Origin of the sequence: Neorhizobium petrolearium (assembly GCF_029854435.1) — a bacterium.
GTDB classification, from domain to species: Bacteria; Pseudomonadota; Alphaproteobacteria; order Rhizobiales; family Rhizobiaceae; genus Neorhizobium; species Neorhizobium petrolearium.
On the sequence record NZ_CP123000.1, the window covers coordinates 3,792,243 to 3,808,317 of the forward strand.

General features: G+C 59.8%; 12 protein-coding genes. 8 read left to right on the forward strand and 4 right to left on the reverse strand.

The features are described from left to right. The first annotated feature begins 8 nt into the window (after nucleotides 1–8). The 7 genes from QEO92_RS18605 to QEO92_RS18635 all read left to right on the forward strand — a co-directional run bounded on the left by QEO92_RS18605 (nucleotide 9) and on the right by QEO92_RS18635 (nucleotide 9,437). On the forward strand, nucleotides 9–1,058 hold the full coding sequence (locus QEO92_RS18605) for an ABC transporter substrate-binding protein (RefSeq protein ID WP_037152922.1): 1,050 nt from the start codon (nucleotides 9–11) through the stop codon (nucleotides 1,056–1,058). Beyond that, nucleotides 1,055–2,743, forward strand: a complete 1,689-nt coding sequence (locus tag QEO92_RS18610; RefSeq protein ID WP_227704014.1) for an ABC transporter permease subunit — start codon at nucleotides 1,055–1,057, stop codon at nucleotides 2,741–2,743. The genes QEO92_RS18605 and QEO92_RS18610 overlap by 4 nt, the downstream gene beginning before the upstream one ends. Before the next feature lie 182 nt (nucleotides 2,744–2,925). Further along, nucleotides 2,926–3,882, forward strand: coding sequence for a TAXI family TRAP transporter solute-binding subunit (locus tag QEO92_RS18615; RefSeq protein WP_227704015.1), 957 nt, complete (start codon nucleotides 2,926–2,928; stop codon nucleotides 3,880–3,882). Between the two features lie 6 nt (nucleotides 3,883–3,888). Beyond that, nucleotides 3,889–5,829 carry a TRAP transporter permease gene (locus QEO92_RS18620; RefSeq protein ID WP_227704016.1) on the forward strand — a complete coding sequence of 647 codons (1,941 nt, stop codon included), beginning with the start codon at nucleotides 3,889–3,891 and terminating at the stop codon, nucleotides 5,827–5,829. Next, on the forward strand, nucleotides 5,826–6,614 hold the full coding sequence (locus QEO92_RS18625; RefSeq protein WP_037152931.1) for an IclR family transcriptional regulator: 789 nt from the start codon (nucleotides 5,826–5,828) through the stop codon (nucleotides 6,612–6,614). Before QEO92_RS18620 ends, QEO92_RS18625 begins: the two co-directional genes overlap by 4 nt. A 64-nt stretch (nucleotides 6,615–6,678) precedes the next feature. After that, nucleotides 6,679–8,268: an FAD-dependent monooxygenase gene (locus QEO92_RS18630; protein ID WP_227704017.1), complete on the forward strand. Its 1,590-nt coding sequence runs from the start codon at nucleotides 6,679–6,681 to the stop codon at nucleotides 8,266–8,268. 146 nt (nucleotides 8,269–8,414) lie between these two features. Further along, the gene (locus QEO92_RS18635; protein WP_227704018.1) at nucleotides 8,415–9,437 is read left to right on the forward strand and encodes an LLM class flavin-dependent oxidoreductase; all 1,023 of its coding nucleotides are present in this window, start codon (nucleotides 8,415–8,417) and stop codon (nucleotides 9,435–9,437) included. 23 nt (nucleotides 9,438–9,460) lie between these two features. Here the strand turns inward: QEO92_RS18635 and pdxA are convergent, their stop codons facing one another. The 4 genes from pdxA to QEO92_RS18655 form a co-directional block, all read right to left on the reverse strand. After that, nucleotides 9,461–10,441, reverse strand: a complete 981-nt coding sequence (pdxA, locus tag QEO92_RS18640) for a 4-hydroxythreonine-4-phosphate dehydrogenase PdxA (protein WP_227704019.1) — start codon at nucleotides 10,439–10,441, stop codon at nucleotides 9,461–9,463. Between the two features lie 29 nt (nucleotides 10,442–10,470). Next, entirely contained in the window at nucleotides 10,471–11,604 is a 1,134-nt protein-coding gene (locus tag QEO92_RS18645; protein ID WP_227704020.1) for an iron-containing alcohol dehydrogenase, read from the reverse strand. Nucleotides 11,605–11,828: 224 nt separating this feature from the next. Then, entirely contained in the window at nucleotides 11,829–13,025 is a 1,197-nt protein-coding gene (locus QEO92_RS18650) for a sialidase family protein (protein WP_227704021.1), read from the reverse strand. A gap of 12 nt (nucleotides 13,026–13,037) precedes the next feature. Beyond that, nucleotides 13,038–13,946 (reverse strand): dihydrodipicolinate synthase family protein, encoded by a 909-nt coding sequence (locus QEO92_RS18655; protein WP_227704022.1) that lies wholly within the window; start codon nucleotides 13,944–13,946, stop codon nucleotides 13,038–13,040. Between the two features lie 289 nt (nucleotides 13,947–14,235). On the opposite strand from QEO92_RS18655, the gene QEO92_RS18660 reads away from it, so the two are divergent. Continuing rightward, entirely contained in the window at nucleotides 14,236–15,885 is a 1,650-nt protein-coding gene (locus QEO92_RS18660) for an ABC transporter substrate-binding protein (RefSeq protein WP_227704023.1), read from the forward strand. Nucleotides 15,886–16,075 lie beyond the last annotated feature (190 nt).

Below are 16,075 nucleotides of genomic sequence, written 5' to 3' on the forward strand. Positions count from 1 at the left end.
AACTTCAGATGACTCTCTCGCGTCGTGCATTCAACAAGCTCGCTCTCGGTGCCGGTCTTGCCGCACCGTTCCACATCATCCGACCCGCAGCAGCGCAGGAACCCAAGAAAGGCGACGAACTGGTCGTCGGCATCTGGGGCGGCGCCCAGGAGAAAATCGTCAAGGAACATGTCGAAAAGCCGCTGGTCGAGAAATACGGCTGCAAGGTGAGCTACGTTCTCGGAGGCACCGGCGATCGCCGCGCCCGCGCCTATGCCGAGCGCGGCCGCCCGAGCTTCGATGTCATCTACCTCAATATCTACGAAAGCCGCCAGGCCGTGAAGGACGGCGTAACCCAGGCCCCGACTCCTGCCGTCAAGAACTTCGAGGCGCTTTACCCGAGCGCGCGCAAGGGCGGCTACGGCGTCGCCTTCAATCCCTGCACCATCGTTTACGACAAGCGCAAGGCCTCGAAGCCGATCACGTCCTGGAAGGACATGTGGAACCCTGAATGGAAGGGCCGCATCGCCTGGCCGGACGGGCTCGGTGCCGAAGGCATTTCGGCCCTGATGATGACCGCCCGCGCTTGGGGCGGCACCGAGAAGGACTTTGATCTCGTCGTCGACAAGGTCAAGGAACTCAAGCCCTTCGCCGCCATCCAGGCCAGCCAGGCGCAACTCTTTGAAATGTTCGACCAGGGACTTTGCGATCTGTCGGTGGAATTCGGCAGCTTCACCCGCTCCTATGTGGAAAGCCGCAACCCGAATATTGAAATTGCATCTCCGATTGAGGGACAGGCTCTCGCGATGAACGTCGCCTGCATTACCGAGGGCACCAAGAACCAGAAACTCGCCGAGGAGTGGATCAACCTCCACCTTTCGGAGCCCTGCATGCTGGCCTATGCACGCGAGATCTACTATTCGCCGACCGTCAACAACGTCACCGTGCCGGACGATCTTAAACCGAAGCTCATTCTCGGCGATGAGCAGGTGAGCAAGCTTGTCGACTTCGACTGGGACGTCATCAACGCCAGCCGCGCGAAATGGCAGGCGCGCTACGACCGGGAGATCGCCGGATGAACCGATGGATAGGACCGGCGCTTGCTGCGCCGGTCACCCTGTGGCTGCTGCTTTCCTTCGCAGCACCGATGTTCGTGGTACTCGTGCTGTCCCTGCACGAGTATCCGGACCCGTTCGGCCCCATTTTCATGGCGCCGTCGCTTGCGCAATACAGCGATATCGTTTCCGACGGCTTCTATTACGGCGTCGTCTCCGAAACCGTGCTTCTCGGCATCGGCGTGACCGTGTTGACCGCGCTGCTCGGTTATCCGCTCGCCCACTGGCTGGCGCGCATGCCGGTCAAATATCGCGCACTCGCATTCTCGGTCATCCTCATCCCGTTGTTAACCAACGTCGTCGTGCGATCGCTCGGCATCATCCTGCTGCTTGCGCCCGAAGGCCTGATCAACACCGTGACCGGGCTCTTGGACATTCCGCCGGCAAGGAACATGCTGTTCACCCATGGCGCCGTCGCCGTCGCGCTGGCGCAGGTCTTCCTGCCGTTCATGGTTCTGGCACTTTACGACAACCTGCAGAACACGTCGCCCCGCGTCCATGAGGCGGCCGAAAGCCTCGGCGCGTCTCCCGCGGTGCGGTTCCTCACTGTCGACCTGCCGCTTTCGTTGCCGGGGCTGCGCTCAGGGGCGATCATCGTCTTCCTGATGGCATCGACGGCCTATGTGTCCGCCACCCTGCTCGGCGGCAAGAAAGTCTGGACGACGGGCATGCTCGTGCTCCAGGAGGCGATAAAGAATCTCAACGCCCCGCTTGCTTCGGCGCTGGCCGTCATCATGACCATCACGAGCCTGGCTTTCGCGGCTCTGTGCACCGTTGCGCTCAACCGCCTGATGCCCTGGCTGAAGGCCAGGCCCAGCCGGCCTCTGAGCATCCCGCGCTGGCTCGTGCCGGTGGTCGATATCCTCGGGCCGATCGTCTCGAAGCTTCTGCTGGTCGCGGCACTTCTGCTTCTCCTGCTGCCGCTCGTGCTCGTCTGCATCCAGAGCTTCAACGACGTGCCGCAGGCGACGGCCGCAGGCTTCCGGGGCTTCACGCTCAAATGGTATGAACAGGTCTTTTTCGCCGGCACCTATGCGGATGCGTTCTGGGTCTCGGTGAAGCTTGCGGTCACCTCCATGCTGGTGGCGATCGCCCTTGCCTTGCCGGCCTCATTCGCCCTGGCACGGTTTCCCTTCAAGGGCCGGTCCGTCCTGCTCGCCTTCTGGCTCCTGCCGCTCTCACTACCGCATGTGGCGATCGGCGTCGGCATGCTGCGGCTTCTCCAGCTTTATCTGATGATACCGCCCTTCCTCGGCTTGGTCGCCATTCATGTCATTGTCATCCTGCCCTTCGCCATCACGCTGCTGACCACCTCAGTCATGGGCCTCGACCGCGCTCAGGAAGAAGCAGCCTCAAGCCTCGGAGCAAACCCGATCCGGCGTTTCGTGCTGGTCATCATGCCGGGTCTTGCGCCGGGCTTGTTCGCGGCCGGAATCGTCGGCTTCCTCCTCAGTTTCGGCGAAGTCACGGTGACGAGCTTCCTGACCACAGCCCGCCTGACGACGCTGCCGGTCCGCATCTATGCGGAATCGACCTTCAGCCTGGAACCGACCGCGCACGCGATTTCCGCCGTGCTGATCCTCTTCACGGTCATTGCCCTGACGCTGGTGGGCAGAGTGGTGCGCCTGGATCGCCTCTATGCGCGGTGAGAGAAGATCCAGGCCGGCGCTCCATCGACGGACAAAGGCGAGTGTCGAATATTATGCCATCCGAGAAAAGGGCTTGTAAAAACACCAGTCGCGAGACAAGATTGATCCGTAATCTCTCTTATTGAGATTTTACATCGGTATGCTTGGCCGATGGAGGAGAACAAGCGGAGGAGGAACAATCAATGAAGAAGCTGATGCTCTCGGCCGTCTTTACGGCCGGGCTGATCCTTTCTGGCCATGCCTCGGCGCAAACCGTCGGCATTGCCACGTCGAACCCCGGTTCGATCTTCCACAATATCGGCACGGCTGTCGCAAAAGCCGCCAACGATGCCGGCCTCAACACGACGATCCAACCGGCAACGAGCCCCAACCAATATATGCCTCTCGTCAATCAGAACGAGGTCGAATTCGGCGTCGGTAACCTTGAGGAATTCAACAACGCCCTGAAGGGCGAAGCTTGGTTCCAGGGCAGCGTCAACGAGAACCTGCGGGTCGTCGGCCTGATCATGCCGATCAGGGAAGCGATCTTCGTCAAGGCAAGCAGCGACATAAAAACGACCGCCGATCTCAAGGGTAAGCCGATGGTGGACGGCTATACGGCGCAACAAACCATCCTGCCGCAGCTCGATGCCATCTATGCCACTGTCGGCCTGTCGCGAAAGGATATGCAACCGGTGCAAGTGCCCAGCGTCGTCGCGGGCGCAGATGCCTTCATCGCCGGCCAGAGTGTCGGTTTTATCTTCGCGCATGGTGCCGGAAAGGTGCGCGAAGCGGACGCGGCCGTTGGCGGCATCCGGGCACTGACCATTCCGGATACGGAGGAAGCAAAGGCCGCGATCCGACAACACTGGAAGTCCGGATATGTCGTCAAGATGGAACCCGGTCCTGCCAACCCCGGCGTCCTGGAACCCGGCACTTTCATTGCCTATCCGCAGCTCGTGTTCACCAATGCAGCCGTCAGCGAGGACATTGTCTACAAGATGACAAAAGTCCTCTACGATAGCAAAGCTTCCATGCAAGCGGCCTTCCCGCCATTTGCCGAATTTGACCCGAAAGCGATGGTCGGTGAGACGGCTCCGGGTGAGTACCACCCCGGCGCTATCAAGTTCTACAAGGAAGCTGATCTCTGGAAGGGTTGATGCGTGATGGCCGTCGAACGCATGAGGGAGCCCGCTTTTGGCGTTCCCGCAGGTCTCTGGAAGCCGGTCGCTGCGGTGCTTGCCGCGGCCATCACGTTGAGTGCCATGCTCTGGTCATTGGACGTGCCGCGAATGCTGGGGGTATCCTATTATCCCCAGCAGTTCCTGGCCGTCGTGCTTGCCCTCACTCTGCCACTTACCTTCATGATCTATACGCCTGGCCGCGACAAGCGCTCCGGCGCGATGCCGTGGTATGACGCGATCGGTGCCGTCCTCAGCGCCGCGGCTTCCGCCTATATCGCCTGGAATTATCCAGCCGTTGTAAACCAGATATTCATGCGTCCGATCGAGGCATGGCTGCCGGGGATCATCCTGCTCTTACTTCTGCTGGAAGGCCTTCGCCGCTCGACCGGCTGGATGCTTGTGATCATCATCGTCGCGTTCCTGCTCTACGCCATGTTTGGCAATTTCGTTCCCGGCCGTCTCGCCGGCCGGCCACAGGACTGGCAAAAGCTCGCCGGCTACATGGCCTATGACGTCAACGGCATCTTCGGCCTGTCGATATCGGTCGGCGCCACGATCGTCGTGGCATTCATTTTCTTTGGAGCTTTGCTCGGCGCAACCGGGGGCGCAAGGTTCTTCACCGATGCCGCACTTTTTTCCATGGGTCGATATCGCGGCGGCTCGATGAAGATCGCGGTTGCCGCCTCCGCCCTGTTCGGATCGATTTCCGGCTCTGCGGTCGCCAACGTGGTCGCGACCGGCGTCGTTACCATCCCGATGATCAAGCGGGATAAATATCCCGCCCACAAGGCCGGCGCGATCGAGGCCGTCGCCTCGACCGGCGGACAGTTAATGCCCCCCGTAATGGGCGCCGCGGCCTTCCTGATGGCAGAGTTCCTGCAGGTATCTTATGCCGACGTAGCACTGGCGGCACTCATACCCGCCTTGCTTTACTATGGCGCCTTGTTCATTCAGGCCGACCTCGACGCTGCCAAGCTCGGCATCAAGAGCGCACCGGAGGAGGATATCCCAAACGGCTGGGCGATCCTCGGCGGACTGCATTTCCTGATTGCCTTCGCGTTGCTGATCTACGCTCTCTTTTGGATGAACTGGCAACCGGAAAAGGCTGCCTTTCTTGCCTGCGGCTCGGTGGTGGTGACGGGAGCGATCTTCGGTTACGACCGTGTACGAGCATCGGTCCGAGCGTTGTCTGCGACGATCATCGAGGCCGGCGAGGCGGTCGTCGAGATTATCGTCATCTCAGCCGCGGCTGGTATCGTCATCGGCGTGATGAATATGACAGGCCTCAGCTTCAATCTCACTTATGCTCTGGTTCAACTCGGTGGCGGCAGCGCGATCGTGCTGCTCGTCATGTCGGCGATTGTCTGCATCATCCTTGGCATGGGTCTGCCGACGCTCGCCGTTTATGTGCTCCTCGCCTCCCTGGTAGCGCCGGCCCTCGTCGAAGTCGGGCTGCCTCCAATGGCGGCTCATCTCTTCGTGCTCTATTTCGGCATGATGTCGATGATCACGCCGCCGATCGCGCTTGCTGCCTTCGCGGCCGCAAGCATTGCAAAGGCCGATCCGATCAAGACCGGCATCGCGTCCTGCAAGTTCGGCTGGATCGCTTTCGTCATTCCTTTCATGTTCGCGTATTCGCCGAGCCTGCTCATGATCGGCGATACAACCTCGGTTATCTGGGCCCTGGTCACTGCGGCCTTCGGCGTCTGGCTGGTTTCCTCCGCGCTCGCCGGTTATTTCACGGCCCGCCTCTCGATCATCATGCGCATCGTCTTTGCTATTGCCGGAGTTCTGGCACTCATTCCCACCGACGCCTTTACAGGCGCCGTCTATACCGATGCGGCGGGACTTGTCGCTGGGATCGCCGCCATGGCATATGCCTACGTCGGTGGCAAAAAACTCATGGAACAGGCAGCATCTTGACGGAAAAATCGGTCAACAGTCTCGAACGCCTGCAGGCTGTGCTGGGGCTTTTCTCCGAAGACAGACTGGAATGGACGCCGGAAGAAATGATGGAGGTCCTGGGTTACGCCCGCCCCACGCTCTACCGTTATCTGAAGATCCTGAAGGCGGCGGGGCTTTTGACCTCCATGCCGAATACTGGCTTTACGCTGGGACCGAAAATCGTCGAGCTGGACTATCTTCTGAGAAAGTCGGACACCCTCATCCTCTCTGGCGCTCAACACCTCCAGAATCTCACTCAACGATACAACTGCACCGCCCTTCTCTTGCGCTGGTATGGCGATAAGATCCTCTGCGTCGACTCCCGCAGCTCCGTCAAGAACCCTATCAGCAGCTACCCGCGTGGCCGCCCGATGCCGCTGACCAAGGGCGCGATTGCCCGCTCGATTATTTCGTTCCTGCCTCGCCGGCGCCTTCTGCAGATCGTCGAGCGCAATTTCGACGATATGAAGTCCATTGGTCTCGGCAGCACCATCGAAGAAGTATACGAGAGCCTGAAACGCGTGAAGAAGGCGGGCTTTGCTGTCGCCTATGGCGAGGTCACGCCAGGTGTGGTTGGCATCGCCGCACCGGTCTTCGATGTCGGTCGCAGCCCCATTGCCAGCGTTTGCGTCACCATTTCCGGCAGCCTTGTCGATGGCTCGACCATCGATGAGATCGGCCGAAACGTCAGATCCGTGGGAAAGGACATAAGCCAGATGCTGGCATCGCATCGCCACAGCAATGAAAATCATAATCTCATATAGAGAGACTTTGCATTGACTTGATTGCTTCAGCCTCGCATCTTCGGAAGCGGGAGGACAAAGCGAGATGCAGGAAAGACAAGCGCAGGTAATTATTGTCGGCGGTGGTCCGGTTGGAACGGGACTTGCGATCGAATTGGGCCAGCGAGGAGTTCACACAATCATCGTCGAGCGTTATCCCTCACCGCAGCAAGTGCCCAAGGGACAAAACCTCACCCAGCGGACAATGGAGCATTTCTACTTCTGGGGCGCAGAACAACCGCTGAGAGCGGCCCGGACGGTGCCGAAGGAATACGGTATCGGTGGGCTGACTGCATATGGCACGCTCCTCGGCGACTATCACTATGACTGGCTGCAGCGCGAACTCGTGCGGCCCTATTACTTCACCGACAATGAGCGGCTGCCGCAATACCGGACCGAGGAGGTGCTGCGCGAGCGCGTGAAAGCATTACGTGACGTTGAGTGTTTCTACGGATGGAACGCTGAGGATATAGCGGAAGATCCGGAAGGTGCTTCGGTTGCTATGGCTCGGCGCGATGGGGCCGAGCGCTGCGTGCTCCATGCCGATTACGTCGTCGGCTGCGACGGCAGCCGCTCGATGGTGCGGGAAAAAGCCGGCATTACCCAGACACTCTCGGACCATGATCGGCTGATGGTTCTCCTGGTCTTTCGCTCCACCGGCCTTCATGAGCTGTTAAAACGATTCCCCGGCAAATCCTTCTACAATGTGCTTCATCCGGAATTGAAGGGCTATTGGCAGTTCTTTGGCCGCGTCGATCTCGGCAATAGCTGGTTCTTCCACGCGCCGGTCCCGGCGGGCACGACGAAGGACAATTTCGATTTCGCCTCCTATCTGCACAGGGCGGCCGGCGCAGAATTCGACATCGCCTTTGATTACATAGGCTTCTGGGATCTGCGTTTCGCCAATGCCGACAGCTATGGTCGCGGGCGGGTTTATATCGCCGGCGATGCCGCTCACAGCCATCCTCCCTATGGCGGTTACGGCATCAACACCGGCTTCGAAGATGCCCGCAATCTCGGCTGGAAGCTTGCAGCGGTTCTTCAGGGCTGGGGCGGCCCGGACCTCCTCGAAAGCTATGACGAAGAGCGTCGGCCGGTCTTTGCCTCTACTGCCGGCGACTTTATCGAGAAGGCGATCCACAGCGACCGGGACTTCCTGGAGAAATATGATCCGGCGCGCGACAAGGCTGCCTTCGAAGCGGAATGGGCGGCACGAGGGTCAGGAGCGAGAGCGGAGGTAAATGCCTTCGAGCCGAACTACTGCGGCTCGCCGGTTATCTTCGGTCCCCCTGGTGGAAAGACTGGCGCCATCGGCGGGCATGAATTCACCGCCCGTCCCGGCCACCATCTTTCGCCACAAATACTGTCGGACGGGCGCAATGCCTTTGAAGTTCTTGGGTCGGGGTTCACGCTGCTTGCTTTCGATGGAGACGCCAAGAGCATGGCGGCCTTCTCGAAAGCCGCGGAAATGCTGTATCTGCCGCTCGAAATCATCTCCGACAACCGGGCTGATGGGCGAGAGAAATATGATGCTCGCTACATTCTTGTGCGGCCCGACCAATTTGTCACGTGGTCTTCCAACGACACACCTCCTTCACCGGAGGCTATCCTGCGAAAGGCAGTTGGACGGCAGTAAAGGCCCGAAATGAGCGCTCAAGAATTGGATTGGAGGCTGGCCCGTAAAGTGTGAACGCTCTGTAGCTGCGTCGCACCTATATCCCGAGCCGGAATTGTGCCAAGAAGCGCAAGCTGCACTGGCAAAACCTTTTACGCGACGGGATCATGAAAAAGATCGGCTTCCTATCGTTCGGGCATTGGTCGCCCTCGCCCCAATCGCAGACGCGGTCGGCATCCGACGCGCTTCTGCAGTCCATAGACCTCGCCGTCGCGGCCGAGGACCTGGGAGCTGACGGGGCATATTTCCGTGTACATCATTTCGCCCGCCAGCTCGGCTCGCCATTCCCGTTGCTGGCGGCAATCGGTGCGAAGACCAGCCGCATCGAGATCGGCACGGCAGTCATCGATATGCGTTACGAGAACCCGCTATACATGGCCGAGGACGCAGGCGCGGCCGACATCATCGCCGGTGGGCGCCTGCAGCTTGGCATCAGCCGTGGATCGCCTGAGCAGGTGATCGACGGATGGCGCTATTTCGGTTACGTCCCGCCCGAGGGCCAGACCGAAGCCGACATGGCCCGCCGCCATGCAGAGGTTTTGCTCGAAGTGCTGCAAGGCGAAGGTTTTGCTCAACCCAATCCGCGGCCGATGTTTCCCAATCCTCCCGGCCTCCTGCGCATCGAGCCGCATTCGGAAGGTCTGCGGGATCGCATCTGGTGGGGAGCGAGTTCGAATGCCACCGCTGCCTGGGCGGCCAAGCTTGGCATGAACCTGCAGAGTTCCACACTCAAGGATGACGAGAGCGGACTTCCATTCCACGTTCAGCAGGCCGACCAGATTCGAGCCTTCCGCGAGGCATGGAAGGCCGCTGGTCACGCGCGCGAGCCGCGGGTATCGGTCAGCCGCAGCATCTTTGCGCTGGTCGATGACCGCGACCGTGCCTACTTCGGGTATGGAAACGATAACGACGACAAGATCGGCTTCATCGACGAAAAGACCCGGGCGATCTTCGGCCGCAGTTACGCCGCCGAGCCGGATGTCCTTATCGAGCAACTGGCGAAGGATGAGGCGATCGCGGAGGCTGACACGCTGCTTTTGACTGTCCCCAACCAGCTCGGCGTCGACTACAACGCGCATGTCATGGAAGCCATCCTGACCCACGTTGCCCCGGCTCTTGGCTGGCGCTAAGGTTCGCTCCGTCGGAACGGCAGTTACAAAGCGTTGGTTCTGCTGGTTGCGATCAGCCGCGCATAGGAAATGGCAGACAGCATGTTGACGTGGTTCGCCTTTCCGGTGCCGGCGATATCGAATGCCGTGCCGTGATCCACCGAAACACGGTCGATCGGCAGGCCGAGCGAGACGTTGACGGCGCTGTCGAACGCCACAAGCTTGATCGGGATGTGACCCTGGTCGTGATATTGCGCCACGACGAGATCGAAGGCGCCGTTATACGCCCGGGCGAAGACCGTATCCGCCGAAATCGGCCCGACCACATCAATGCCCTTTGCGCAGGCCTGTTGGACGGCGGGCGCCAGGAATTCCGTATCCTCGGTGCCGAAAAGGCCGTTCTCGCCGCAGTGTGGATTGAGACCGGCCACCGCAATACGCGCCTTTCTGCCGATCCGCAGGAAGTGCTGATGTCCCGCCTCGATCGTCGCCAGCACCCGCTCCGTCTTCGCCCGCTCGATCGCGCCGCGCAGCGAGATATGAGTGGAGACATGGATCGTGTTGAGCCGTTCGGAGGCGAGCAGCATGAACGAGCTTTTCGAGCCGGTCAGATGTGCCAGCAGGCCTGTATGGCCGTCGTAATGATGGCCGGCGAGGTTCATCGCTTCCTTGTTGATCGGTGCGGTGACGATACAATCCACGTCCCCCGCAAGCGCAAGCTCCACTGCCCGACGGATATAGCGCACCGAGGCATCACCTGCGACAAGGCTTACCTTGCCAATATCGGGCATCACACCATCGATCTCCACCTCATCGACCGCGATCGCTCCTGCCCTGGGTGTAGTGGAAAAAGCAAGCGAGGTGCCGCAGGACTTGTTGGCGCGCTCCAATGCTTCGATATTGCCAACCACCGTGAAATTCGCACGTTCAACCTCCGGCAAAGCCGTCAGCGCCTTGACGATGACCTCAGGCCCCACGCCCGCCGGATCGCCCAGCGTGATCGCGATACGCGTGTCCTTGCTCATGATCGGATGCCCTTCTCCTAAAGCCCGTCTTAATATGCAGCTTCGTAGATCGCCAGAATATCAGCGCGAGACATGTCGCGCGGATTGTTGTCGAGAAGACGGCGGATAGAAAAGGCATCATCGGCCATGATACCGAGATCCGTATCCGGCACGCCGATTTTGGAGAGCCTCATCTCGATATCAAGCGAGGCGCAGAAGGCATGCGCTGCCTCAAAGACTGAACCGATGGTGTTCGAGTGCCTGAGGCCAAGCGCCTCGAGGATCATTGCCGTCTTTTCCGGCACGGCCGGCGTATTGAATGCGAGTACATGCGGAAAGATCAGCGCATTCGCCGCACCATGCGCCATATGCCAGCGCGTACCGAGCGGATAAGCAAGTGCATGGCCCGCCGCCGTGTTGACCGGGCCGAGGCAGAAGCCCCCATAAAGAGAGGCGAGCGACAGCCCGGCGCGCGCTTCCGCGTCATTACCCTCGGCGACGGCCCGAGCCAGATAACGCCCGACGAGCCGTACGCCCTCGATTGCATAAAGATCGATCGCCGGATGGGATTTCCGGTTGGTGAAGGCCTCGACGCAATGGGCCATGGCATCGATGCCGGTGGCGGCGGTAACCTTGGGCGGCACGGTGAAGGTGAGTGCCGGATCGATGACCGCGATATCGGCAAGCATATGGATGCTTTCGACTGCGAGCTTGCTTTGGGTAGCCGGATCGGTGACCAGTGCGCGGATACCGGCTTCGCTCCCCGTACCCGAGGTCGTCGGCACTTGCGCAAGTGCGGCGCGGCGCGGCATGGCGACCTTGCCGGCGCCAACCACATCGGCAAGCGCCTGACTGGAGCCGGAGAGAACAGCCGCAAGCTTGGCAAGGTCCATGGCGCTTCCCCCGCCGAAGCCAACGATGAGTTCGGCATTTGCCTGATCGGCTGCTGCCAATACGCGCGTCAGGTCCTCGATATCCGGCTCGGCACGCACCTCGCCGAACACCGTAACCTCACCTGCAAGACCGAGCACTTTCGTTCGCGACGCGTTGAACGCATCCGAGATCACCAGAATACGGCGATATTTCCGCTGGGCGGCCCAGACGCCAAGGCGTTCCGCCGTCCCCACACCGAATTCGATCACCGGCGGCCGGATCATGGAGATCGGCATGCTCAGAGTGTTCATCCGCTTCACCTCTTCCCATGCGGGCGGAGCGCCTCGCGCCTATAGATGTAAAGTTGTTATATCCATTGAGCAAACTTGGCAAGCGACGAGTAGGCTTTTCCCACTTTGCCGGCGTCCTCAGCAGACTTTTAATAAGCAATATGAACTTGAAAGACCGAACACCCCGCCCTGAACCGGGCGAGAAGGCCACACTCCAGGACCTGCGGCGCCAATGCTCTGAATTGTCAAGTCTCCAAAAAAGACCTGTCCAGCCGCACATATTTGATGGCCCGTCGGAAGTAGGTGTAGGCGACATGCAGGGTCCCATCCGTCTCTTCGACGATTGACGGGTAGGAAAACTCCCGATTCAGCATGTCGGTCGAATTATTGCTGAGACAGTAACCGTCGCCCGTGTCGAGGTCGAAGCGTGTCGGAAATGTCGCGCCGCCATCACGCGAGATCGCAAGGCTGAGCGGCGCACGTGGCACGCCCCAGACAGCACCGCCCGGACGGGACACAGCTTCAACCCCTGCCGCCGCTCCACTACTCTCGGAACCTTCGATTTCATCGTAAAGCGAATGCCTGCGGGCATCCGACATAATCGCATCGGAGTGATTGTAAACCATTGCAATCCCACCATCTTTCAGGCGCGTTGCCTGAATGGACGAATTGTTGTTGGGAAGCTCGGTTGCCTCCGGCGCACTCCAGGTCAGACCGCCATCGCCGGAGCGGCTGCGCAGAATCTTTGTCGCAAAACGGTTGCGATAAAAGGCCACCATCTCCCCGCCCTGAAGCGGTACGATGTTCATATGCACGGCGCCGATACTGTCCGGCACCTCGACCATCTGCCAGCTTTTGCCGGCATCCTGGGAGACCAGCACGGCGGCCCGATCCATATCGCCCGTCCAGCGGCGACCGATTTCCGTCAGGCAGCGGAAGATCGGCAGAAGCCATACGCCGTGATTATTCACGATGATCGGCTGGCGAATGAACGTGCCGGGAATGTCGCAGAGAATCTCGGGCGTCCCGAACGTACGACCACCATCAGCAGAGTCACACTTCTTGACAACTGCGCCGTCCTGATTGCCGGATGTTTGCGAGGTATAGAGCAGCCACACCTTGCCATCAGGCGCAGTGAAGATCAGCGGGTTCTGCTCGGATTTGGCGGGATCGTCGCTGAGCTTCTCCGCTTGCGACCATGTTTTTGCTCCCGGCGCAAGACGGGACATGTAGACCGAAATATCACCCATGCCTTCCATCGTGCCCCCGAACCAGACGCACGTGAGTGTTCCATCCGCCAGGAAGGCGAGGTTTGCAGCATGATTTTGCATGCAAGGCGATGGAAGGTAGGCATCGGAGCGACCGGCGCTCCCGGCATTCGGGGGAATTTCGCCGGTCATCAGGGCCGGCACATCAGCGGGGTTGAGAGCTGTAAACGTCATAAGATCAATCGCTTATGGCAAGCTGAGATAGCTTGCGGAAAGATCGGCAAATTCCGTCTCCGAAAGCGCCATCAAAGGTGGACGCACGCGACGCCAGCCAGCCTCGCCCGTCTTCAGTTCCACCATCGCCTTGATCGTCGGAATCTGCACATAAGAATTGGAGAGCGCGCGGTAGGCGTTGATGCGCGCCTGCGCCGCTTCGACTTCGGCGGCCATGGCCGGATTGGCGACATTGTCGAAGATGACCCTCAGAGAATCTGCCACAATGTTGGAAGTCGCCGTAATGCAGCCTGCGCCGCCGGATTTCAGGAGCGGCAGCATCAGCGGATCGGCGCCCGCCAATACCGAGAAATCCGGCAAGGCCGCCGTGATCGCCTGCATATTGGCAAGTTCGCCGGCCGAATCCTTGATACCCACAACCGTCTTCGGGAAAGCAGCAACAAGGCGCTGGATCAGCGGCAGCGACAGCGGCACGCCGGAGACCTGCGGGATATGATAGAGCACGATCTGAAGACGGGCATCGCCGATCTTTTCAATGATTTGCGAATAGGCGGCGAACAGACCATCATCGCTCACACCCTTGTAATAAAAAGGCGGAAGCATGACGACCTTTGTCACGCCAAGAGACAAGGCGTGCCTGGTCAGTTCCACGGTATCCGGAACCGAGACCAGCCCCGTGCCCGGCATCAACTCCCCCGGCGCAATGCCAGCGGCAAGAGCCGCTTCGAGAATCGTCCGCCGCTCGGCAATCGAGAACGAATTCGCCTCCCCGGTCGTACCAAGCAGCGCGATGCCGTGACAACCATCGGAAAGCAAGCGCTTGCAATGAGCGACAAACAAGCCAAGATCGGGCGAATAATCCGCATTCATCGGCGTTGCCGCCGCGCAGAAGACGCCTTTGATGACATGATTATTTGACATGTAGCCTCCCGATTCCAACCCGCTCTGGAATTGGCCGATTGAACCATCGCTCATAGAGCATATGGATGCCGCTTTTTTGACGTTAAAAATCGATAGTTGTCAACAAACAAACGCCACGAGGCCAGAGACGATTATTGTAACACATTGAATTCACAAAATATTTTTTGAAGACTTCCACGAAGCACAGAAAACCCAAGAAACAATATTGACATATTTACAATATCGCGCAAATCTAGCGCATCTTGCGGCCAGGAGGAACGGTACGCATTTTTCCACATGGGAGGTAGGGATGACCAAGAGGGAAGACGATTCTGCAGCAGCCGCGCAGTTTTCGCGGCGTGAGGCGCTGAAACTCGGCATTGGCGCGACGATCGCCGCATCGGTTTTCGGCGGCAACGCGCACATCGTGCTCGCGCAGGAAGGCCAGATACTCAAAGTCGCCAATCCCGCTTTCAACCAGGATTGGTCGCCTCTTCGCGGCGGCGGCGTTCCTTATCGCTGGAACTCGATCTGGTGGGCCTCGCCCATGTATTTCGATGAGAAGGGCGAGATCCACCCCTATGTCTTCGCCAGCTGGTCGCCGTCGGAAGGCGGCAAGGTCTGGACCTTCAAGATCGATCCCAAGGCGACCTTTTCGGACGGCAGCAAGATCACCTCGGCGGACGTCAAAGGCTCCTGGAACGTCTCGGCCATGCCGAACACCAAGAACCAGCGCGCCGACCAGGTTCTGTCGAAGGTTGCCGGCTATGCGGATGTGAGCGGCGGCAATGCCACAGAACTCGCCGGCATCGCGACGCCAGATGAAGGCACGATCGTCGTCACGCTTTCGGAAGCTGATCCGATCTTCTTCATGCGCGTTGCCAATCACATTGCACCGATCACCAAGGCGTCTCAGTCGCGCGGCGATGATGGAGAGGAGATCCAGGACTGGTACATGCCGGACAACGACGCGGTCTATTCCGGCCCGTTCAAGCTGACAGAGATCGACCTTGATGCCGGTAAGCTCACCTTCGAACCGAACGAGAATTTCTTTGGACCGAAGCCGAAGCTCGCTCGCATCGAAATCACCTCAATCGAAGACAATATCACCGCGACCTCGCTGATCAAGTCGGGCGAGTTCAATGCCCATACGGAGCTCATCACCTCCACGATCGTGCAGGATCTCGGTCCCGAATTCTCCTCCGGTCCGATCATCCCCACCAGTCAGCATTTCTGGTTCAACACGTCCCGTGCGCCGATGGATGACCCGAAGGTTCGGCAGGCACTGATCATGGCCGTCGACCGCGACGGCCTGATGAAAGCCTCCTATCCGGACGGACCGCACGAGAAGACCGATCAGGTCCTTAATTCCGTGCCGGGCGCAGAAAATTCCGGTTTCGAACCCTTTCCCTACGATCCGGCAGCAGCAAAGAAGCTGCTGGCCGAATCGAAATACGGCGGTCCGGAACGGCTTCCGAAGCTCCTCTTTGTCGGTATTTCCGGCCCGGCGATCGAGGCCGCGGCGCAATTCATCGCCGAACAGTGGCGTCAGAACCTCGGCATTACGGCGGTGGATATGAAGCCGCAGCAGGATGCCTATGCCGGCCCCGACCAGAACGCGGTGCAGATCTTCCGCGACGACGTCGGCACCCGCGTGCCGGATGCAGTCTCCTACCTGCAGGGCTCGATCGCCTCGGCCTCTTCCAATGCACAGAACAAACTCGGCGGTTACAAAAACCAGAAGGTCGATGCAGCGCTTGCCGAGGCCTCGACCAAGGCGGCCGACGACCCGAAACGCGTGGAACTTGCACAGGAGGCCCAGAAGGCCTTCCGCGAGGACTGGGTCTTCATTCCCTGGTATGCTCAGGCCATGTCGCGCTGGGCGACCAGCGAGGTCAAGGGCATCGACAAGAACCTGGATTGGCAGGTGGCGCGGCCTTGGGAGATTTCGATCGGTTAAGGCGGCAATCGATCGGAACGCGGGCCGACTGCAAGGCCCGCAAGAGTGCGATGCGCGGAGCGCCAGTTTCCGCGCATTGCCTTCCGCCGGTGCGGGAGGCTCCGAATGTTTCGCAGCGGCTGTGCGCTCGCGGAAGAAACGGCATGAAAGCGTCAGGAAACCGCCATCGCCACCGGTTTCCGGCCCCATG